The organism is Granulosicoccus sp. 3-233 (genome assembly GCF_052681095.1).
The window spans coordinates 283,954-305,528 of sequence record NZ_JBQYLE010000009.1 but is presented as its reverse complement, the minus strand read 5'-3'; the positions used below and the strand labels follow the sequence as shown (position 1 = coordinate 305,528).

Sequence of the window (21,575 nt, the reverse complement as noted above, 5' to 3'; positions counted from 1 at the left end):
TACCAGGACACGGACTCGGACAACGACGGACGTACGGATGCCGAGGAAGACACAAGCAGTCCGACCCTGCTGGGCACCGACAGCGATGCCGATGGTATCGATGATGCGCTGGATGTGGATGAGACCGGTGGCGATGATGTGGACGGTAACGGCATCGACGATGCGTTCGAACCCACGGACAGCGACAATGACGGTCTGTCGGACAGCCGCGATGTGGACAGCGATAATGATGGCATCGTCGATGTGCTGGAAGGCACGGGTGACAGTGACGGGGATGGAACACCGGATTACCTGGACACCGATTCCGACAACGACGGCATTACCGATGATGCGGAAGACAATACCAGTCCGACCCTGAGTGGTGTGGACAGTGACAATGATGGTATTGACGATGTGCTGGATGTGGATGCCACTGGCGGTGATGATGTCGATGGAAATGGTATCGATGATGATCGGCAGCCTCTGGATTCCGACAATGATGGGCGTCCGGACTATCGCGATGTCGATAGTGATGGTGATGGCATCATCGATATTGTCGAGATTGGTCCTGACCCGTTGAATCCTCTGGACAGGGATCAGGATGGCATACCGGATTATCGGGATGAGGATTCAGACAACGATGGTTTGTCCGATGCCGAGGAAGATCTGAACTCGCCTGAATTGACCGGGATTGACAGTGATGCGGACGGCATCGACGACGCACTGGATGTCGACGAGACTGGCGGTAGCGATGTCAATGGGAATGGTGTCGATGACACCCTCGAGCCACAGGATACTGACAACGATGGTCTGGCCAATCACCATGACGCAGACTCGGATGGTGATGGCATCGCGGATGCTGAAGAGTCGCTGGTGGATGCTGATGCAGATGGGCTGGGCAACGCTCAGGACACGGATTCCGATGGTGACGGCATTGCGGACTCCGTCGAAGGCAATGCTGACAGCGATGGCGATGGCATACCGGATTATCAGGATACCGACTCCGACAATGATGGCGTCAGTGATAGCGAGGAGAGCGGCCTGGACTCCGATGGCGATGGCATCAGCGACTATCTGGATGATGATAGTGACAATGACGGCATCGTCGACACGGTGGAAGGTCGCGTCGACACTGACCAGGATGGTATCGCCGATTATCTTGATGATGACAGCGATGGTGATGGTATTCCTGATGCGGCTGAAGGCGACGAGGATACGGATGGCGATGGCGTGCTTGACTTCCGTGATCTGGATACCGACAACGATGGCCTGCTGGACTCGATCGAGAAGACAGTGGATACGGATCAGGATGGCGTGGCGGATTATCGAGACCTGGATAGTGACAATGACGGGGTTGCCGATGCGGCCGAATCCGGCACTCTGGTTGCGCTGGACGCTCTAGGGAGCATGTTGACGGGTGCTGTTGGATCGAACGGTCTGATGGATGATGCCGAGACCTCGAATGACAGTGGCATCATGGACTTCGATGGTGACGGCATTGCCGATCTCCCGCGGGATTCCGACGGAGATGGTGTGCCTGATTATCTGGATCTGGACAGTGATAATGATGGACTGGCAGACACCGTTGAATCCGGTTTGCCCGATGCCGATGGCAATGGGGAACAGGACGAATTCATCGATGCCAACGGTGATGGACTCCATGACAATGGTGATCATCTGCTGGCCAGCAAACAGGATTCCGATGCCGATGGCCAGGTTGACCGATTGGATCTGGACAGTGACAACGATGGTCTGTTTGACATTGCCGAAGCCTTCATTACCGATTCGGACAACGACGGTCAGGTGGACTCATTGACCGATCTCGATGGGGACGGCTTCGAGGATTCTCTGTCGGCAACGGCATACAACGAAACGGATACCGACGACGATGGCGTGCCTGATTACCGCGATGAGGATTCCGATGGTGATGGGATCCCGGATCAACTGGAAGGCAATGCTGACACTGACGGCGATGGCGTGATCGATCGACTGGATCTCGACTCGGATAATGATGGTATTCCGGATGCGACGGAAGCCGGTAGCAGTACACCGGTAGATTCCGATTCCGATGGTATCCCGGATTATCTGGATACGGATTCGGACAACGACGGTCTGCCTGATGAGACCGAGTCCGGCGTCGACGCCAGTGAACCGCTCGACAGCGACAACGACGGGCGCCCGGATTACCTGGACCTGGACTCTGACAATGATGGTACCAGTGATCAGCTGGAAACCAATATCGACAGCGACGGCGACGGCATTCCGAACTCACGTGATACGGATTCGGACAACGACGGCATCAGCGACCAACAGGAAGGCGCTTCCGAGAATGGTGTACGCCCTGATTCGGATGGTGATGGATTGGTTGATGCCATTGATACGGATTCCGATAACGACGGGATAGACGATGCTCTGGAAGGTGTCAGTGACACTGACAATGACGGCGTTATCGATTCACTCGATACGGATTCAGATAATGACGGGATTCCCGATATACAGGAAGGCGCGGTAGATACCGACAATGACGGCATCATCGATGCGCTTGACAGTGACTCTGACAACGATGGTGTTGATGATTCCGACGAAGGGACCAATGACACCGATGGTGACGGGATCATCGATGCAATCGACATGGATGCAGATGGTGATGGCATTCCGGATGACATCGAAGGCCATGAGGACACGGATGGCGACGGAGTCGTCGATGCTCTGGATATCGATTCGGATAACGACGGCATATTGGACAGCGATGAAACCGCGCTGGACAGTGATGGTGATGGCATAGCCAACTATCGTGATCTGGACAGTGACAATGATGGCTTGACCGATGCCTTCGAAGCGGGAGCTCTGGACATTGATGGGGACGGAGTTGTCGATGATTTTGTCGATCAGAACGCAGATGGATGGGATGACGGTGTCGCCCTGATGCCATTGCCCAACGATGATTTTGATGGAGATGAGGTGGTGGATTATCTGGACGTTGATAGTGACAATGATGGCCTGACGGATCTGGCTGAGGCGGATGATTTTGCCAGTGATGCCGATGGCGATGGGCGAGTCGATGGCTTTCTGGATGCCAATGGTGATGGTCTGGATGATGGCATTGCCGCGTTGCCCATTACCGCTGACGATCTGGATGCCGATGGCAGCTTTGATCACCTGGACCTGGATGCCGATGGCGATGGCATCTTCGATCTGCAGGAAGCCGGTGGTGTGGATGCCAATGGTGACGGGAAGGTGGATTTGCTTGCCGATGCTGACAATGATGGTATTCCCGACTCTGTCGACGTTGATCTTACCGGTGGCAGTGACGCCGATAATGACGGCATTGATGATCTGGCTGATGCCACCTTTGTCGAAGGGGGGGATGCGGATAACGACGGGATCGTGGATCACCGTGATCCGGACCCAGACGGAGACGGTTACGCCAATCTGCTGGGTGACGGTTCCGGCAGGCCTGGGTCGATCTCGTTGCCGGATGTCGATGGCAACGGAGTTCCGGATGTCGACGAACCCGAACTGGGTGGTGCAGCGCCAACGGGCATCATTCATACAGGCCTGGGTGGCAGTGGCTGTTCCATCGGTACAGGCGCTTCCAGAGGCTGGGATCCGACACTGCTGATTCTGATGAGTATTGCATCGATCGGCCTGGCCTGGCGTCGACGCAAGCTTGTTCGAGCGTCTCTGGTCGTGGCTGCCATGACGTTGGGAGTTGTCTCCCAGGGGCAGGCGGATTCTTTGCCGGAGCCGGGTGCTGCCAGTGTCGAGGCCGAATCGATACAACCGTTCGAACCGCAGCAGGATCGTTTGCGGCACAGGGGGCTCTACATCGGTCTGGGTGTGGGGTCAAGCTGGCTGAATCCGGATACCAGCGAAATTGACGGGGTTGACCCCCTCGACAGAGGGCAGTTGGGTGCCCAGCTCACGCTCGGAATGGACATGAGCAAATGGTGGTCATTCGAGTTGCACGCAGCGCACCTCGGTCGATCGGATCTTTCACCCAGTGGCGGTATCGACTATCGGGAACTGGGCGCCAGTGCTCTGGTTTACATTGGTGAAGGACGACATCGTGCAAGACGTCATGGACTGGTCGGGTTCTGGCGTATCGGTTATGGATGGCTGAGCAACAGGGCGACGCCCGGCATTCGCTACGAAAAGGACAATGCGGGTCACCTGCTATTCGGCCTGGGGCTTGAATACAACCTCAGACGCGGATTGGGCCTGCGTACGGAAATCATTTCCTATGAAGAGGATATCCGCTACGGCCAACTGGCGCTCATCTATCGCTTTGATCGTGACGAGGAATCTCACGATACCGCAGCAACGCTTCGCGACGCTCCGGTCGAGTCGACAACGCTGGCAACTGTCGAGCCAGAACGTGACGAGGTGGTGGCAACTGTGGATCCTTGTGCGGACCGGGCAACATCGTTGATCGTTGATACCAGAGGCTGTGTCGCTTTGTCGGAGTTGACGGAAATCGTCTACTTCGAGACAGCCTCTTCACAAATTCCGGCAGCCACCCGAACGCGCCTGCAAGACATGCTGACTATCCTGCAGCAGCAGCCGGAGCTGGCGGTGACATTGTCCGCTTATACGGACAATGTCGGCAGTTGGGTTGCCAATCAGGCGCTTGCCGAACGTCGAGCTGACGCTGTCAGGAGCCATTTTGTCGGACAGGGTCTGAATGCCGGCCGATTTTCGCAGAACGCTTACGGCGAAACCCGCCGAGTCGCGTCAAATGACACGGCAGCAGGTCGACGTGAAAACCGGCGTGTCGAGATACGCGTCCATCGACAGGACTCTGTCGATGCCGCTGGCGATCAGCCGTAACGGATTTTCATTGGTTGTGGCTCTCGCGATACAGCTTCTGCAGAGCCTGAACGCAGTGAGGGCGACTCAGGCGGCCCTGCAGGAAATCGGAAATGGTGTGACTGGCCAGATTCTGGAACGTGGTGTAGCCGGAATAGCGCGGTCGCACCCAGGCCGCGTCAAGCGTCGCCCGGGTGTTGTTCATGAAGTTGTTGCTCAGGCGATTGGTTTCAGCATCACTCCAGGCCAGTGCATTGCCGGGTTGACCGCCGTGGCGCACCCAGCTGCTGGTCTGGCATTCGGCACCTGCCACGTGAAACGCGAAATCGACAGCGGTTTCTGCATCTGAGGAACTGGCGGAAACCGCAATGCCACTGCCGCCGAGTACCGTACCGCGAACACCTCCACCAGCCGCATCGGGCACATCGGTGAATGTCAGGGGATAGGGGCGAAAATTCTGCAGTGTGTAATTGATGTATCCGTAGGCATGCGGGCAATAGATGGGCCCCTTGTCCCGGGTGCTCAGGATCTCGTAGACGTCGATTGGATCCATGTCGAAACAGCTTGAACGCATCAGGCTGGTCAGTTCGTAAAGCTGTTCCAGCGCCGAGGCGATATCGTCATCCGCCATGAGCTGTTCCGGGTTGTCCGCGATACATGCCCCTCGATTGCTGGCCAGCCACAACAGAGCCATGAGTCCATGTGGCGGTCGGAGCGGCATGATGACCTTGCCAGCGCTCGCCAGCAACATGACGTCTTCCCAGGTGGCGGGCAGCTCTTCCAGTTGATCGGCTCGATAACTGGCGACCGGTGTGGCTGCATCCATGGCGAGTGCCCACTGTCCGCCGTGCATGCCGTAGGAGTCGTGCGAAGGACCAGCGCTTTGCTGTTGCAGAGTCTGCAATGCCTGGCTGCGTCTGCAGGTCGTCAGGTCGAGCAGCAGATTCTCCCGGACGGCTTCTCCCAGGTGCGGATGGTCGATGATGATCAGATCATGCGTGCTGCAGATTTCTCGCAGTGGCTGACTTTCGAAGTCCTGCAAGGGGCGGCTGTCCCAGGACAGTCGGACGCCCGGGTTCTGCTGCTCGTAGTGTCTTGATGCGGCCAGCAGTGGTTCGATGCCGCGCGCATGATTCCAGGTCATTCCACGTAAATGCGTCTGCCTGTTTTCAGTCATGTGGTGTCCGTGCCGGAAAGTCGAATGTCCGGGATTGGTGTCCCGATGGACCATATATGAAACAATAATTTATAAACAAATGAAATACCGAAATCGTACAGACAGTTGAGAACGAGTAGCAGCAAAGCGTGTCAGGGGGCATTTTTCTGCAGCCTGACAGCCATGAGTGGTCTGGCCCATGGGCGACTGAGTTCTGCCAATTTCGCACCCCGAGCAAGGTCGATTTTCACCCCGAGCGCGATGATGTTCCAACGCATTGCCATGCAATGCTCTGGCAGCCAGGTATTCAGATCTGGCGTAGCTGACCAATGCCATCAGCGAGAAACCGGATACCCAGCAGTCCGAACAGTCCGCCGAAGACCAGTTCTATCTGACTGGCTACCCGGTTGTAGGCACGAATGGCCACGGGTGTGGAAAACAGTACGCCGTAGCTGCCGTAGATCACGAAGGCTGAACCGGCACCGACCGGTGCGAACGCCAGAACGCCCTCCGGAGGCAAGCCCGAGCCGGACAGGAAGGCGGTGACGGCAGCCCACATCAGGGCCGCCTTGGGGTTGGTCAGCACCACCAGTAATCCACGTCGCCAGGCGCCCGACGATGACAGCGGCGTGCTGAATTGTCTGACCTGGCCCGCCGACATGTGTCTCGAAGAGCGAATGGCCTTGATACCGATATACAGGAAATACAGACCACCGCAGAGCTGCAGCAGAATGCCGGCCAGTGGGTAGGCCTGAAACAGTGCCGATATTCCCAATGCGAAGGCGCTTACCCAGAGCAGGACACCCGAAGCGATACCGGCAGCCAGACACACGGCTGCCTTGCGGCTCTGACTCAAGGCAACGCCTGTCACAGCCAGAAAGTTCGGTCCGGGGGCCAGCTGTGCTGCAACCGTTGCTGCCAGGGCCGCAAGAAAGACAGAGTACATGGGGTCTTGCTCCTTGGATGTTGATGGGATGATGCCTTGATTCACGACCCGGACGCAATGCTGCAGTCAGGCATTGAATCCGATGCCTGAGCGGTTTGTCACGTCCCTGATCAACCATCCTGCTCCAGCGATTGCAAAGCAGCGTCGATCAGTTCCTTGCTGTCGTCTTCCAGACTGATCAGAGGCAGACGAAGCGTCTCTGTGCACAAGCCGCGAGTGGCACAGGCGTACTTGATACCTGCCGGACTGGGTTCCCTGAACAGCGCTTCATGCAGTGGCATGAGCCGTCGCTGTATGTCTCTGGCTGTCTGGTAGTCGTTGTCCCTGCAGGCCTGTTGCAAGCGTGCGCACAGTGCCGGTGCGACGTTGGCGGTCACCGAGATACAGCCATTGCCTCCGGCAGCATTGTAGGCGACTGCCGTGGCATCTTCACCGGAAAGATAGCTGAACGGTGCGTCTATCTTCATCTGTTCGATGGCCGGTCGCGCCAGATCCCGGGTAGCATCCTTGACCCCCACCACCGATGGCAATGTCGCCAGGCGCGCCATGGTATCAGCACTGATATCGACAGTGCTGCGTGGTGGAATGTTGTAGACGATGATCGGCAGCTCATTGCTTTCGCTCAGCGCTTCGAAGTGTCGGTAGATGCCCTGCTGGCTGGGTCGGTTGTAGTATCCGGTGACGTGCAGAGCGCCATCGGCGCCTTGCTGGTGGGCATAGTCGTGGAACGCCAGTGCTTCCCGGGTATTGTTGGAGCCGCAGCCGGCAATCACCGGCACTCTGCCACGTGTTTCATCGATCACGATTCGGATGACGTCACGGTGCTCCTCGGCCGATAGAACAGGCGACTCGCCGGTGGTACCGGCAGGCACCAGGCCATTGCTGCCTTGCTCGATATGCCAGTTGACCAGACGCCGAAGCGCGGGTTCATCCAGCATTCCATCGAGCGTCATGGGGGTGATCATTGCGACCAGTGAACCTTCGAACATGATGATTTCTCTTGTTGAAGGCGGACATGTACGGACTCCGAAACGCAGAAAACTCCGGAAGCCGCCAGGGCCGCCGGAGTTTTCTTGTCAGAATCTGTTGACCGGGGATCAGGCGCGCACAGTTTTCACTGCCGGTTTGAGAGCGCCCGGTTTGGAGATGCTGCTTGGGGTGAACAGGGTATTCATGCGTGGCAAAGATTGCTGCATCGGAGAATCAATGTCAAGCCTTTCGACTTCATTCGACGCGAGTCACGTCCAGCCATTCCCGTACTCGTGCAACCGGGTCAGCGTGCTGCACGACATCGGTGACCACACATACCGAGTCTGCCCCGTGTTCAAAGGCCCCGGGGGCTCGCTCGGGGGTAAAGCCGCCAATCGCCACCAGAGGAACATCGCCGATGGCATCCTTCCAGCGCTGCAGTTTTTCCAGCCCCTGAGGCCGCCAGGGCATTTTCTTCAACAGTGTGGCATATATCGGGCCGAGCGCGATGTAGTCGGGTGACTGGGACAGCGCGATAGCCAACTCGGCGCGATCATGTGTACTGATGCCGATCTTCATGCCGGCCCGTCGCAGGGTATCGATCTCCGCTGTCTGCAGGTCTTCCTGTCCCAGGTGTACGGCCCTGCAACCTTCGTCCAATGCCAGGCGCCAGTAGTCGTTGAGTATCAGGGTGGCGCCGGTTTTCTCGCACAGTTCCCGCGCTTCGCGTATCTGCCGGCGACAATCCTTCTCGCTGGTGTCCTTCATCCGCAATTGCACGCAGCGCACACCGGCATCGAGAAATTCGGCCAGTTGTCGGGTATCGCCGACGATCAGGTAGAAGCGATCCAGCATGTCTAGAGATCTCGGAAAGGGGTGCCCAGAACGGGCGTGGAAGGAGCTGCCATGTCACGCGGCATCATGGGGTCGGCCTGCCAGGCTGCGCGCCCGGCGTCCACGGCCAGCGAAAAGGCACGGGCCATGGCAACCGGGTCGCCGGCTCGGGCAACGGCCGTATTGAGAAGCACGGCATCGTAACCGAGCTCCATGGCGGCAGCGGCATGAGAGGGCAGGCCGATACCGGCATCCACGACCAGCGGCACATCGGGGAAGTGAGCCCGCATGGAGCTCAAGGCATAGGGATTGTTCAGGCCGCGACCGCTGCCGATCGGTGCTCCCCAGGGCATGAGAACGCGACAGCCCGCATTGAGCAAGCGGTCGGCGACCACCAGGTCGTCAGTGGTGTAGGGAAAGACCTCGAAACCATCGTCGGCCAGTATGCGTGCGGCTTCCACCAGTCCGAAAACATCGGGTTGCAGCGTGTCATCATCGCCAATGACTTCCAGTTTGATCCAGGGAGTACCGAAGAGTTCACGCGCCATGTACGCGGTATTGACCGCTTCCTTGACGCCCCGGCAACCTGCCGTATTGGGCAACACCCGGACATTGGCCGACTGGATCAGCGACCAGAATGCCTGCCCTGATTTCTCGGAACTGGACTCGCGCCGGAGCGAGACAGTGACCACCTCGCAGCCGGATGCCGCTATGGCATCGAGCATGATCTGTGGCGATGGATACAAGGATGTCCCCAGCAGGAGGCGAGATCCGAGTTCGACATCGTAAAACGACAGTGACATCCGCTCAGCCTCCGGACATGGGGGCGATGATGTCCACCGCATCATCGTCTGACAGTTCGAATTTGCTGCGTTTGCCGATCGGAACAAACTCCTGATTGACCGCGGTTGCCACGCTGTTTGCGCCGTGGCCCAAGTGTTCCAGCAAATCGTGCAGCGTACAGGATTCCACCTGTTGCTGTTCGCCGTTAATCCGAATTTTCATCACACACTTCCTCGTCAGGCTTTCCGTCCAGTACCAGTGCCGCGGCCCGTTGCGCCATCGCGGGGGCGCACAGGAAGCCGTGTCGATACAGACCATTGATGTGGACCGTTCGGCCACGACGTCTGAGTCGTGGCAGATTGTCGGTAAATGCTGGCCGTACATCGGTACCGATCTCGATGATGGCAGCGTCTGCAAAACCGGTATGCAGGCCATAGGCGCTGGACAGCAGTTCCATGACCGAGCGCGCACTGGCGAGACTGCGATCATCGCTTTCGATCATGGTCGCACCGACCATGAATCGGTTGTTTTCTCTGGGCACGATATAGATCGGATGGCGTGGATGCAGCATGCGAACCGGTCGCTGCAGACTGATTTCCCGGGTTTCGAGGATCAGCATTTCACCCTTGACGCCACGCAGGTCCGCAAGGCTGTCACGTGCTGCCAGGCCCCGGCAATCGATGCGCCAGCCGGAGCGAGGCGCTTCAGCCAGTTCTGCCTTGCTCAGATGGCGGTTGAATTCCACCGAGAATCGTTCACTCTGTCTGAGTGATTCCAGCAGACCCTGCAATGTCCGTCTGGGATCCAGGTGCGCCTCTTCCGCGTAGTGCAGACCCATGTCGAAGCGATGGCCGATATCCGGCTCCATCGCTTCCATTCGAGCTCGATCGAGCCGCGCAAAGCTGTCCGTGCGCCGTGCAAACTGCTCGAAATCGGCACGATCACGGCGCAGCGCCACCACCAGCGATCCAGCCTGCTGCAGCGACTGGCTGTGCTTCTGCCAGTACGACAGACTCTCCAGGCCCAAGCGGAAGATCAGTGGTTCGGCACTTTCACTTTCGCACCAGGGAGCCAGCATGCCGCCCGCCCACCAGGAGCAGCAACTGTCATCGATACCGTGGCTGGCCGAGATCATTCTCACTCGACAACCACGCTCGATGAAGGCCTGTGCGGCACACAGACCGGCCACCCCTGCGCCGATGATTTCCACCTCGGTGCTCATCAGCGGCAATCCAGTCCCATCTGCCAGAAGTCCACCTCCAGACGTGTCGCAGCATCGAAGGTGCGACACAGTGCCTGCACCCGAGGCTCGCCCAGCTGTTCCATGCTGATGGCATCACAGGCCTGGCGATGCGTGTTGGCTACCTGCTGATATTCCTCGCTGGCATACATCTGCACCCAGTCCGAGTAGGGATTGCCTTCGGTGACAAGAAACGATTGCGTTTGCAACCAGTTGGCCACTTCGGCATAGCCGATGATGCAGGGGGCCAGTGCCACGTTCAGATCCAGCAGGTCACCGGCCATACCGCGTTCCAGTACGTAGCGGGTATAGGCCATATTGGGCGTTGATTCCACTGTCTCCTCCAGCGCCTGCTTCGAGATGCCGAACTGCTGGCAGTAGCCGATATGCAAGTCCAGTTCGATATCGATGATGCCGTGCAGGGAGCTCTGAGCCTGTTTCAGTTCGGCCAGTGAACGGCTCTTGTAGGCCGCCAGGCCGAAGGCGCGGGCAAACTGGATGAGAAACAGATAATCCTGTTTCAGGTAATGCTCGAAACACTCCGCTGGCAGTGTACCGGCCGCCAGTTGGCGAACGAACTCGTGCTGAATATAGTGCTGCCAGTGAGGTTCACTGTGCGCAATCAGGTGTTGCGTCAGAGTCTGTTGGCTCATCGTCCGGCTTCGTAGGTGTAGCTGTTCAATGCTGGCACGGAGTCGATCAGACCCTGTGATTGCATGAAGGCGGCGAAATTCTCATAGCGCTGACGGTCAAGGGCCGCAGGTCGCAGTGCGAACCGGGTGAGCGTGTCGCGCCAGGCACGTCGATTCAGCTCATTGTCGAGCATGTCCGGGTTGGAGTCACGAAAGACCTCCCAGGCCTCATCAGGATGATTGATGATGAAAATGGTGGCGCGCTCGATGGCGTTCAGGAATGGCAGCATCCAGGAGCTGTCGAGTGACTCGTTGTTGGCAATCAGAATCAGTTCATCGAACGCTGGTACCCCGTGTTCCTCCGGATAATAGGCACGTCCGGGATGGCCTTCGATATCCAGCTGGTTCAGTTCGAAGTTGCGGTAGGCACCGATCACGGCATCCACCTGGCCGGTAATCAGAGCAGGGGACAGGGAAAAATTGACATTGACCAGTTCGATGTCATCCAGAGTCAGGGAAACGCTCTCCAGCATGGCCTTGAGCAGGGCATCTTCGAAGCCACCGACGGAGAAACCGACCTTGCGGCCTTTCAGGGATTCGAGCGATTCTATCGGTCCATCATCCAGTACCACGAGAGAATTCAGCGGTGTGGATACCAGGGTACCGAAGCGTGACAGTGGCAGGCCTTCGGCGACCTGTACATGCAGTTGCGGCTGGTAGCTGATGGCGATATCCGCCTTGCCGGCGGCAACCATCTTGGGTGGCAGTGAGGGGTCGGCGGGTTCGATCAGTTCGACGCTCAGTCCCTGTTCGTCGAAAAAGCCTTTCTGCTGGGCAATGATCAGCTGCGCGTGATCGGGGTTGATGAACCAGTCGAGCAGAACCGTGACCGGATCGGCAGCCAGGGTACTGCTGCTGAACAGCAGGCTTGCCAACAGGAGTTTGAATCGTTTCATGAGCTCAATGTGTTTCGGTTTGGAGGGCGTTGTTGCGACTGGAATCGGGAAGCCAGTAAAGGCATCGATCCAGCAGGTGATTGACGAGACTGTAGAGCAGGAAGGCCATCAGACACAGGCAGAGCAGGGCCGCAAACATCAGGTCGGTCTGCATGCGACCGTTTGCCTGCAGCATCAGATAGCCCAGGCCCTGACTGGAGCCGACCCACTCGCCGACAACGGCGCCGATGGGCGCCACCGAGGTGGCTACGCGAATGCCAGAGGCCATGGAGGGGAGAGCCGCCGGCAGTCGTATCTGCAGCAGAATGGTTGTGGGCGTTGCGTTCATGGTGCGAGCCAGGTCGAGCATGGCCGAACTGGTATGACGCAGGCCGTCGAAAGTGGCAGCCACCACCGGAAAGTAGATGATCAGGATTGCCATCACCACCTTGGAGCCCATGCCGTAGCCGAACCAGAGCGTCAGAAGTGGTGCCAGGGCGAACACCGGCAGCGACTGACTGATGACCATCAGCGGCAGCAGCCAGCGACGCAGTCGTCTGGAGGTGGTCAGCAGGATGGCGCTGAGTATGCCGAGCACACAACCACTGAGCAGGCCGGCAATGACCTCGAAGGCGGTAATGGCGGTGTGCAGGCCGAGTGTCTGCATCTGACTGAACAGTGTCTTCAGAATTGCAAACGGTGCCGGTAGCAGAAAGTGGGGAATGCCACTGAGCATGACCAGCAGTTGCCAGGCCAGCAGCATCAGCGCAAGACTGACGAACAGACCTGGAATTCGCGCACGCCCGAGTGTCGTTGACCTGTTCATTCAGGCGGGCACCGGTCGGTTTTCACCGTTTTTCATGAATTGCCAGACGGCCGGCAACCGTGAGGCGATTTCCTCATGATCCAGCTGCCGTGGTGGTTGCGTGCGCAGCGGCATCGATTGCACGCGGGTGGGAGACCCCGGCTCGAGTACATGCAGTGCATGCGATAGCCTCAGGGCCTCCATCGGATCGTGTGTTACCAGCAGGACGGTGTGCCCGCTGAGGAGCTCGAAGGAGAGGCTCTGCAGTTCGTCGCGGGTGATGGCATCCAGACGACTGAAGGGTTCATCCATCAGTACGATGTCACGATGTTCGAGCAGGGTGCGCGCCAGGGCCACGCGCTGGCGCATGCCCCCGGAGAGTACTGCCGGCAGGGCGTCTGCCCACGACGACAGGCCGACACGTTCGAGCAGCTCGCTGACACGATGATCAGTGTCCTGCAGGCGTTCACCACGCAGCCTTGGTCCCAGCTGAATGTTCTGTCGCGCTGTCAACCACGGCAGCAGCCCATCGTCCTGCGCCATGTAGGCAATACGGCTGGATACCGGCTTGCCGGCATCCGTCAGTACGCTGCCCTCATCCGGCTGCTGCAAGCCGGCGATGATCCTGAGCAGGCTGGTCTTGCCGATGCCACTGCGGCCAAGCAGACTGTGCCACTTGCCAGCCTCCAGGTGCAGTGACAGATCCTGGAAGATCGGATGACTCCCCAGGTTCAGACTGACCTTGTTCAGCGCGATGCCGGGTGAATGACTCACGTTTGCGGCCAGAGGGCATGAAAGTGGTGGACCGGCCCGTGTCCGGAACCGATTTGCAGCTCGTCGGCACGGATGATGGCTGCATGCACGTAGATTTCAGCGGCCTGTACGGCATCGGATACGGACGCTCCCCTGGCCAGTTCAGCGGCGATGGCCGAGGACAGGGTACAGCCGGTACCGTGGGTGTTGCCGGTCTGGATGCGGGGCTGCGTGAACCGCTGCAGCTGGCCGTTCTGCAACAGCAGATCGGTACAGTCAGTGGAATTCAGGTGCCCACCCTTGAGCAGTACACAGGCGCTACCCATTTCTGCGAGTCTGGCCGCCTGAGCCTCCATATCCGCCAGATCCCCGGCCTCCTTGCCGTTGCCCAGTAGCAAGGCTGCTTCGGGCAGATTGGGGGTAATCAGCGTCGCCCGCGGAAACAGGTAGTGACGCAGGGCATCGATGGCTTCAGTGTGCAGCAGGGAGTCTCCGCTCTTGGCGACCATGACCGGGTCGAGAACAACAGGAATCGCGGGGTGCTGCTCGAGGACTTCACTGATGGTGCGGATGATGTCGACATTGGCCAGCATGCCTATCTTGATGGCGTCGATGCGGATATCGGACAGCACGGTTTCCATTTGCTGGCGAACGAATTCGGCGGGCACTTCGTGGATGGCATTCACCGCTCGCGTGTTCTGTGCCGTCAGCGCCGTGATGGTCGAGGCTCCGTAGACGCCCAGCGCGCTGAAGGCTTTCAGGTCCGCCTGAACGCCGGCGCCACCGCCTGAATCCGAGCCGGCGATGGTCATCGCAGCCGGTACGCCCCGTACTGTAGCGGGGTGAGAGATTGTCGTATTGCCAGGATTCATGTTCAGCTCCACCGGAGACGCCGGGAGGAACTGGACCCATGCAAGGGAATGACTCGGATTCCCGTGACTTGAATCCCTTCGTCGGCATTATCCGCATCAGGTTCAGCGGGATCGTGCAATCAGATGCATCATCTCAGCCGAACGCCCACCTCTGTAGTCGTCCAGCACCCCGTCAAGTGTGCGAGAGAGTATCACGCGTCAATCCACTTGACCAGATGCTCTTCCTGAAAATTCTCGGTACTGGCCGTCATCGCCCGGCCATGACGGTTCCACACTCTTGCAGTAATCTCCGTGAATATCCTGTTGGTCATGGGCGCCTGACCACTGACCTCTGATCCGTGACCCGTGACCCGTGAACCCGTGAACCCGTGAACCCGTGAACCCGTGAACCCGTGAACCCGTGAACCCGTGAATCCGTGAATCCGTGAATCCTGAACCCTGAACCCTGAACCCTGAACCCTGAACCCTGAACCCTGAACCCTGAACCCTGGGCAGAGGCACTGGGGAACGCCTGCACGGCTGGTGTGCCCTGGCCAGGTCGATGGTGACGGTGACATTGTCACCGACCCCTTGAGAAATCAGGTCTATTCTCCCGATCACCAGTGGCCGGCCGGGATCGGAATCGGGCGTGCATGCGGTAGTGGCGCCGGCCAGGAACATCGGTTCATGCCGAGAGAATAGCGGCGCGATGCTCAACAATCACTGACAACAACCCCGGGAAACACCGCCCATGGACGTCAAGAACATTTCAGACACTCTCTCCCTGAGCAAGCAGTTGCAGATCGACGATATTGCCCGGCTGCGTGAATTGGGATTCCGGTCGATCATCTGCAATCGGCCTGACGGAGAAGCGGCTGATCAGCCCACTTTTGCTGAAATACAGGCCGAGGCAGCCAGACACGGTCTGGAAATGCGATATCTGCCCGTCGTTCCTGGCCAGGTAAGCAATGAAGACGTCGACAGCTTCGCGCGGGCAATGCAGGAAATGCCGAAGCCTGCAATGGCCTATTGCCGCAGCGGTACACGCTCTGCCACCTTGTGGTCTCTGGGCCAGGCCCGTACGCGACCGGTGCCGGAGATTCTGGCCGCCGCCAGAAGTGCCGGCTTTGACCTGTCAGGCGTCGTCCGGCGACTGGCCAATGGAGGGGTCACACCAACCGACAAGGCTGATGGTTCTTTTGATGTCGTGATTGTCGGGGCGGGTGCCGCCGGTATCGCCGTGGCATCCAGTCTGCTCAAGCGCCAGGCGGATCTGCAGCTTGCCTTGATCGACCCTGCCGATATTCATTACTACCAGCCCGGATGGACCATGGTGGGAGGCGGGATATTCGAACCGGAGAAAACCGTCAGAACCATGGGGTCGCTGATACCCCCTGGTGTGCAATGGCTCAAGACAGCAGTCACGGCCTTCGAGCCGGCGAACGATTCGATCATACTTGAAGGCTGTCGAGTCATCCGGTACAAGCGGCTCATCGTCTGTCCAGGTCTCAAACTCGACTGGCACCGGGTGGAAGGGCTGACAGAGACCCTGGGACGCAATGGCGTGACCTCCAATTACCGCTACGATCTGGCTCCCTATACCTGGTCGCTGGTACAGTCGATGACGTCAGGCAAGGCGGTGTTCACACAGCCTCCCATGCCGATCAAGTGCGCCGGTGCGCCACAGAAGGCGATGTACCTGTCGGCAGATCACTGGAATCGCACTGGCGTTCTGCAGGATATCGATATCGATTTCAACAATGCCGGTGGAGTACTGTTCGGGGTCAAGGACTATGTGCCGGCACTGCAGGAATACGTTGAACGGTACCGTGCGTCACTGAATTTCTTTCACAATCTGGTGGCAGTGGATGGCGATGCGGGAAAGGCCTGGTTCGACGTGAGCGACGCCGACAAGCCCGTCAGACGAGTGGAAGTGGAATTCGACATGATGCATGTCTGTCCCCCTCAATGTGCTCCGGAATTCATCAGTGCCTCGCCGTTGGCTGATGCGGCCGGCTGGGTGGATGTCGAGCAGTCGACTCTGCGTCACAGGAGCCATGAGAATATCTGGGCATTGGGCGATGTCATGAATGCACCCAATGCGAAGACGGCCGCCGCTGCTCGCAAGCAGGCACCGGTCGTGGCGGCCAATGTCATTGCCGATATCGCTGGCAGGTCTCCCGTGGCGTCCTACGATGGTTACGGGTCCTGCCCCCTGACTGTCGAGCGTGGCAGGATTGTTCTGGCCGAGTTCGGCTATGGTGGCGCTCTGCTACCCAGCTTTCCGACATGGCTGCTCGACGGGACGCGGCCATCGCGCCTGGCATGGCTGCTCAAGGAGCGGATTCTGCCGCCCGTGTACTGGAAGGCGATGTTGCGTGGTCATGAATGGATGGCGCAGCCGGCCTCGCTACCGGACGCCAGTCAGTGAAGAGAGCGTCGATTGCCAGCTATCTGCCCTGTCTGGAATGGGGCAGGGAGTATGACCGTGGCTCCCTGATCAATGATCTGCTGGCTGCGGTGATAGTCACGATCATGCTGATTCCGCAATCCCTGGCCTACGCGCTGCTGGCCGGCTTGCCGCCAGAGGCTGGTCTGTACGCGTCTATCGTACCGATATTGTTGTATGCGATTTTCGGTACCAGTCGCACTCTGGCTGTCGGCCCGGTGGCCGTGGTTTCCCTGATGACCGCGACGGCCATCGGATCTGTCGTTCATAATACAGGGGTGGACCATGTCACTGCGGCGCTGACGCTGGCCGGCCTGTCCGGTGTGATGCTGGTGACCATGGGGCTTTTCAGACTCGGTTTTCTGGCCAATTTTCTGTCTCATCCGGTCATTGCAGGATTCATCACGGCATCGGCCATTCTCATTGCGGCCAGTCAGTTGAAGCATGTACTGGGCGTGTCTGCCGACGGTCACAATCTTCTGGAACTCCTGTTGTCGCTGGCAAGTCAGTTGAATGCGGCCAACCGGGAGACGCTGTTGTTGGGTGTCACCTCCATTGCATTCCTTTTCTGGTGCCGCAAGGGGCTCAAAGCCCTGCTTTTGCATCTGGGTCTGTCGCCGAAGCTGGCAGAGGCGCTGGCTCGGACGGGACCTGTCATGGCCGTTCTCGTGACGACGGCTCTGGTTTGGGGTCTGCAGCTGGATTCCCACGGTGTCAGCGTCGTGGGTGCCGTTCCGCAGGCCCTGCCACCACTGACCTGGCCGAGTGTCTCAGCCGACCTGTTGCGGGAGCTGTGGATGCCTGCGCTACTGATTTCGGTGATTGGCTTTGTCGAGTCCATCTCGGTCGCTCAGACTCTGGCTGCCAAGCGGCGACAGCGCATTCGCTCGGATCAGGAGTTGATCGGTCTGGGTGCTGCCAATATGGGGGCAGCGCTGACGGGTGGATTTCCCGTGACGGGTGGGTTCTCGCGCTCCGTGGTCAATTTCGAAGCCGGTGCCGAAACGCCTGCCGCAGGCGCCATGACGGCAGTCATGCTGGCGATTGCCGCGCTGATAATGACGCCGCTGATTCACTATCTGCCCAAGGCCACTCTGGCTGCCACCATCATTGTGGCTGTCTTCTCTCTGGTGGATTTCAGCATCCTGAAGCGCAGCTGGTCCTATTCCCGTGCGGATTTTGCCGCGGTATTCATCACCATGGTGGTTACGCTTGTCATCGGCGTGGAGGCCGGCGTCAGCGCAGGCGTGATTGCCTCGGTGGCGCTGTTTCTCTACAGAACCTCACGTCCTCATGTGGCTGAAGTCGGGCTGGTGCCGGGGACCCAGCATTTTCGCAACATCCACCGTCATCGGGTATTGACCGATCCTTCGCTGGTTACCATTCGAGTCGACGAGAGTCTCTACTTTGCCAACGCGCGATATCTGGAAGACCTGATTCATGATCGCCTGGCCTCCAGTGACACGACCCGACACCTGGTGCTGATGTGTTCGGCAATCAATGAGATCGACATGAGTGCGCTGGAGTCACTGGAGGCCATCAACCATCGGCTCGCGGACATGAATATCAGCATGCACCTGAGTGAGGTCAAGGGACCGGTCATGGACAGGCTGCAGCAGTCACATTTGCTGGACGAGCTGACCGGGCAGGTCTTTCTGTCGCAGTACGAGGCCATACAGAGCCTGACACCGGCAGTCATTGCCGCTGAGCTGACCGAGGCAGCTGCCTGAAACGTTGCAGCGTCGCCGGGATGGAAATCGTGGCATGGGCAGAGAGCTTTTCGAGGGACGGTCGCGTTTGTTATGTTGGAGGCACCTCATGCGGAGTACGAATCATGGCAGACAAGCGCAGTGCAGGCAGGGTGACTGGTATCGGCGGGGTCTTTTTTCTGGCCGACAAGGATCACGAGAGTCTCGCAAGATGGTACGAGCAGCATCTGGGCATAGCCCTGGAAAGCTGGGGAGGCGGTGTGCTCGAATGGAAGAACGACAGTGCCGAGGATGGTGGTGCGACAGTCTGGAATGTCGCCGCCAGAGACAGTGACTGGTTTGCACCGAGCCGGGCGCGGTTCATGATCAATTACCGCGTTGATGATATGGAAGCGCTGGTGTCAAGGCTGACATCCGCTGGCGTGGAGATCCTTGAAGGGCCTCAGTATCACGAAAACGGCGTCTTTGCGTGGATTCAGGATCCCGAGGGCAACAAGATCGAGCTCTGGGAACCGATGATATGGGATGAACGGAACAGGCGACAGGACACTCAACGCGATTCCTGACATCAGGCAAGGGCAAGAGGCCGGGTCCAGCGTGCCGGTGGACTCGGCGCGCACGCTCCAACATGCAGAACCCATCGGTGCTGCTCCCGACGCAGGTCACCATGTGCGGATTGTCAGACGGTGGCTTTCATCCTATTCTGTCGATTGACGGGTAGAAAAATACAGCATGGAATCACTCGAACGCATGACGGCTCTTCAGTTGCATGAAGAGCTGGTAGAAGCATTGCAGACTCTGGTTGGCGTGATTCGCGATCATTGCACGGGCGTGGTGGTTTTCGAGTTGCCTACCGTGGAAGTCGATGGTGTCGTGCCAACGCATATCGAGGTCAGAAAATGGGGAAGTCCTGATTCTCGCCAGAAGCCTGCGCTTGATCTGGCCTGTGATGCCCTGACGCGTCTGTCCATGACAGCCGGTCAAAAGAGCACAACGACCTACCGTCTGCCGGGAGTTCTGTCTGTGGCGACAGATCTGAGCGAAGCGATTTCCGCCATCAATGCGCTGAAGGACAAGCTGCAGACGCATCTTGCCCAGGCCTATCCGGATACCGTCGCCAGAAGTCGTGCCTGCAAACACATTTTTCCGGGCGTGCACATGAACCATGTCTATCGCCATCTGCATGTCATTCCGGAGAACATCAGCCGCCTGAATCTGACCTGGCAATGCCAGACGCCTGCCGATGTCTGGATCACGCCCGCTGAGGCCATTGAACTGAGCGAAGCAGCCATTGAAGAAGAGACTCGCAAGGTGCAATCCGGCGACCCGGACAGGGATCGTCTGCAGGCTCTGGAAATTGCCTTGCAATATTTCCGAACCCTGCCGACACCAGTGGAGTTGACCGAGAAGGACCTGTCGGGCATGAAGCCTGCTGAAATGCCTTATCAGCTGGTGCGTCGCAACTACGTTCGCCCACACCCGAGGGCGCAGCTGTTCGATCCACAGGTGAAGGCCAGTGCGCTGCATACCCATGCCGCCAATCTGCCATTGATTCGCCTGCCATCATCCGTATCCCTGAGTGTGCGGGGTCTGAAGGACTATGAAGCCGGGCAGTCGCGAAAGCGCTCTGATACCAAGAGGGGGTTCGAGGAGATCAGTCAGGCTCTGCACATCTACGGTGGTCGACCCACGGTGGACAACTATCGCAGACGGCTCAAGTTGCAGGAGAGCGCCAGACGCCGCAAGAACAAGCAGAGCGTGGCGTAGTGCCAGACCTGACTACTGGCAGGCTGGCAGGGCGCAGAGCATCTCGTACAGCAGGTTGGCAGCAATGACCGCGGTATTGCCGCTGGGATCGTAGGGCGGTGAGACTTCAACCAGATCGGTTCCCACCAGATTCAGGCCAGCGCAACCTCTGACGATTTCATAGGCTTGCCACACCGTCAGCCCGCCCGGCTCGACAGTGCCGGTGCCCGGGGCGAAAGCCGGGTCAAGGCTGTCGATATCGAAGCTCAGGTAGACCGGTGCGTCACCGATGGTCTGTCTGACTTCCTGCATCAGCGGTACCAGTGACTTGTGCCAGCACTGTTCTGCCTGAACCACCGTCCATCCCTTGCTGCGTCCCCAATCGAAGTCCTCGGGAGAATAGCCGGTTGCACGCAAGCCGATCTGATAGACCCGATCATTCAACAGACAGTCATCCTCCCAGGCTCGTCGAAATGGACAGCCATGAGCGACCGTCTCACCGAACATGTTGTCATTGGTGTCCGAATGAGCGTCGACATGGATCAGGGCAACCGGACCATGTCGCTGTCTGATGGCGCGCAGAATGGGCCAGGTCAGCGTGTGATCGCCACCCAGTGTCAGTGGAATGGTTCCGTGAGACAGGATTTCCCGGTAATGTCCGTCAATGATGTCCACGCTTTTCTTCAGGTCGAAGGTATTGATGGGCACATCGCCGATATCGGCAACCTGCATCCGCTGAAACGGCGCAGCTCCCGTGGCCATGTTGAAAGGGCGGATCATGCGGCTCTCATCCCTGATCTGTCGAGGACCGAGGCGGGTGCCGGGACGATTGGAGGTTCCTGTGTCCATGGGAATGCCGACGAAGCAGGCATCGAGACCTGCCGCAGAAGTCGCTGAGGGCAGGCGCATCATGGTCGCAGGGCCGCCGAAGCGGGGCATGGTGTTACCGCTCAGCGGCTGATTGAATGCGTCGGTCATG

At 58.6% G+C, this 21,575-nt stretch carries 18 protein-coding genes and 1 riboswitch; of the genes, 5 read left to right on the top strand and 13 right to left on the bottom strand.

The window, feature by feature from the left end; all coding sequences use genetic code 11:
- The coding region (locus ACUNV4_RS22305) for an OmpA family protein (RefSeq protein WP_430880839.1) at positions 1–4,809 on the top strand (4,809 nt) is incomplete at its 5' end.
- A gap of 7 nt (positions 4,810–4,816) precedes the next feature.
- On the opposite strand, the gene ACUNV4_RS22300 is transcribed toward ACUNV4_RS22305, so the two are convergent.
- From ACUNV4_RS22300 to thiD, 12 genes are all read right to left on the bottom strand, one after another.
- On the bottom strand, positions 4,817–5,965 hold the full coding sequence (locus ACUNV4_RS22300) for an extracellular solute-binding protein (RefSeq protein WP_430880838.1): 1,149 nt from the start codon (positions 5,963–5,965) through the stop codon (positions 4,817–4,819).
- Positions 5,966–6,251: 286 nt separating this feature from the next.
- Positions 6,252–6,890 carry a LysE family translocator gene (locus ACUNV4_RS22295; RefSeq protein ID WP_430880837.1) on the bottom strand — a complete coding sequence of 213 codons (639 nt, stop codon included), beginning with the start codon at positions 6,888–6,890 and terminating at the stop codon, positions 6,252–6,254.
- A 110-nt stretch (positions 6,891–7,000) separates the two neighbouring features.
- Positions 7,001–7,879, bottom strand: coding sequence for a 4-hydroxy-tetrahydrodipicolinate synthase (dapA, locus tag ACUNV4_RS22290; protein WP_430880836.1), 879 nt, complete (start codon positions 7,877–7,879; stop codon positions 7,001–7,003).
- 235 nt (positions 7,880–8,114) lie between these two features.
- Complete coding sequence (locus tag ACUNV4_RS22285; protein ID WP_430880835.1) at positions 8,115–8,714, bottom strand: thiamine phosphate synthase; 600 nt, start codon at positions 8,712–8,714, stop codon at positions 8,115–8,117.
- Positions 8,715–8,716: 2 nt separating this feature from the next.
- Entirely contained in the window at positions 8,717–9,496 is a 780-nt protein-coding gene (locus ACUNV4_RS22280) for a thiazole synthase (RefSeq protein ID WP_430880834.1), read from the bottom strand.
- Between the two features lie 4 nt (positions 9,497–9,500).
- Positions 9,501–9,698, bottom strand: coding sequence for a sulfur carrier protein ThiS (gene thiS, locus ACUNV4_RS22275; RefSeq protein ID WP_430880833.1), 198 nt, complete (start codon positions 9,696–9,698; stop codon positions 9,501–9,503).
- Positions 9,682–10,698, bottom strand: a complete 1,017-nt coding sequence (locus ACUNV4_RS22270; RefSeq protein ID WP_430880832.1) for an FAD-dependent oxidoreductase — start codon at positions 10,696–10,698, stop codon at positions 9,682–9,684. Before ACUNV4_RS22270 ends, thiS begins: the two co-directional genes overlap by 17 nt.
- On the bottom strand, positions 10,698–11,369 hold the full coding sequence (gene tenA, locus ACUNV4_RS22265; protein ID WP_430880831.1) for a thiaminase II: 672 nt from the start codon (positions 11,367–11,369) through the stop codon (positions 10,698–10,700). Before tenA ends, ACUNV4_RS22270 begins: the two co-directional genes overlap by 1 nt.
- Entirely contained in the window at positions 11,366–12,304 is a 939-nt protein-coding gene (locus tag ACUNV4_RS22260; protein WP_430880830.1) for an ABC transporter substrate-binding protein, read from the bottom strand. Before ACUNV4_RS22260 ends, tenA begins: the two co-directional genes overlap by 4 nt.
- Positions 12,305–12,308: 4 nt before the next feature.
- Positions 12,309–13,109, bottom strand: a complete 801-nt coding sequence (locus ACUNV4_RS22255; RefSeq protein WP_430880829.1) for an ABC transporter permease — start codon at positions 13,107–13,109, stop codon at positions 12,309–12,311.
- Positions 13,110–13,862 (bottom strand): ABC transporter ATP-binding protein, encoded by a 753-nt coding sequence (locus ACUNV4_RS22250; RefSeq protein ID WP_430880828.1) that lies wholly within the window; start codon positions 13,860–13,862, stop codon positions 13,110–13,112.
- On the bottom strand, positions 13,859–14,713 hold the full coding sequence (gene thiD, locus ACUNV4_RS22245) for a bifunctional hydroxymethylpyrimidine kinase/phosphomethylpyrimidine kinase (protein ID WP_430880827.1): 855 nt from the start codon (positions 14,711–14,713) through the stop codon (positions 13,859–13,861). Before thiD ends, ACUNV4_RS22250 begins: the two co-directional genes overlap by 4 nt.
- 55 nt (positions 14,714–14,768) lie before the next feature.
- Positions 14,769–14,895: riboswitch (TPP riboswitch) on the bottom strand.
- 548 nt (positions 14,896–15,443) lie between these two features.
- Between thiD and ACUNV4_RS22240 the strand changes: the two genes are divergently transcribed.
- From ACUNV4_RS22240 to ACUNV4_RS22225, 4 genes are all read left to right on the top strand, one after another.
- Positions 15,444–17,123, top strand: a complete 1,680-nt coding sequence (locus ACUNV4_RS22240) for a TIGR01244 family sulfur transferase (RefSeq protein WP_430880826.1) — start codon at positions 15,444–15,446, stop codon at positions 17,121–17,123.
- Complete coding sequence (locus tag ACUNV4_RS22235) at positions 17,120–18,871, top strand: SulP family inorganic anion transporter (protein WP_430880825.1); 1,752 nt, start codon at positions 17,120–17,122, stop codon at positions 18,869–18,871. The genes ACUNV4_RS22240 and ACUNV4_RS22235 overlap by 4 nt, the downstream gene beginning before the upstream one ends.
- 104 nt (positions 18,872–18,975) lie before the next feature.
- The gene (locus ACUNV4_RS22230; protein ID WP_430880824.1) at positions 18,976–19,416 is read left to right on the top strand and encodes a VOC family protein; all 441 of its coding nucleotides are present in this window, start codon (positions 18,976–18,978) and stop codon (positions 19,414–19,416) included.
- Positions 19,417–19,582: 166 nt separating this feature from the next.
- The gene (locus tag ACUNV4_RS22225) at positions 19,583–20,617 is read left to right on the top strand and encodes a DNA replication terminus site-binding protein (RefSeq protein ID WP_430880823.1); all 1,035 of its coding nucleotides are present in this window, start codon (positions 19,583–19,585) and stop codon (positions 20,615–20,617) included.
- 12 nt (positions 20,618–20,629) lie between these two features.
- Here ACUNV4_RS22225 and speB read toward each other — a convergent pair whose 3' ends face one another.
- The gene (gene speB, locus ACUNV4_RS22220; RefSeq protein ID WP_430880822.1) at positions 20,630–21,574 is read right to left on the bottom strand and encodes an agmatinase; all 945 of its coding nucleotides are present in this window, start codon (positions 21,572–21,574) and stop codon (positions 20,630–20,632) included.
- Position 21,575: the final 1 nt, after the last annotated feature.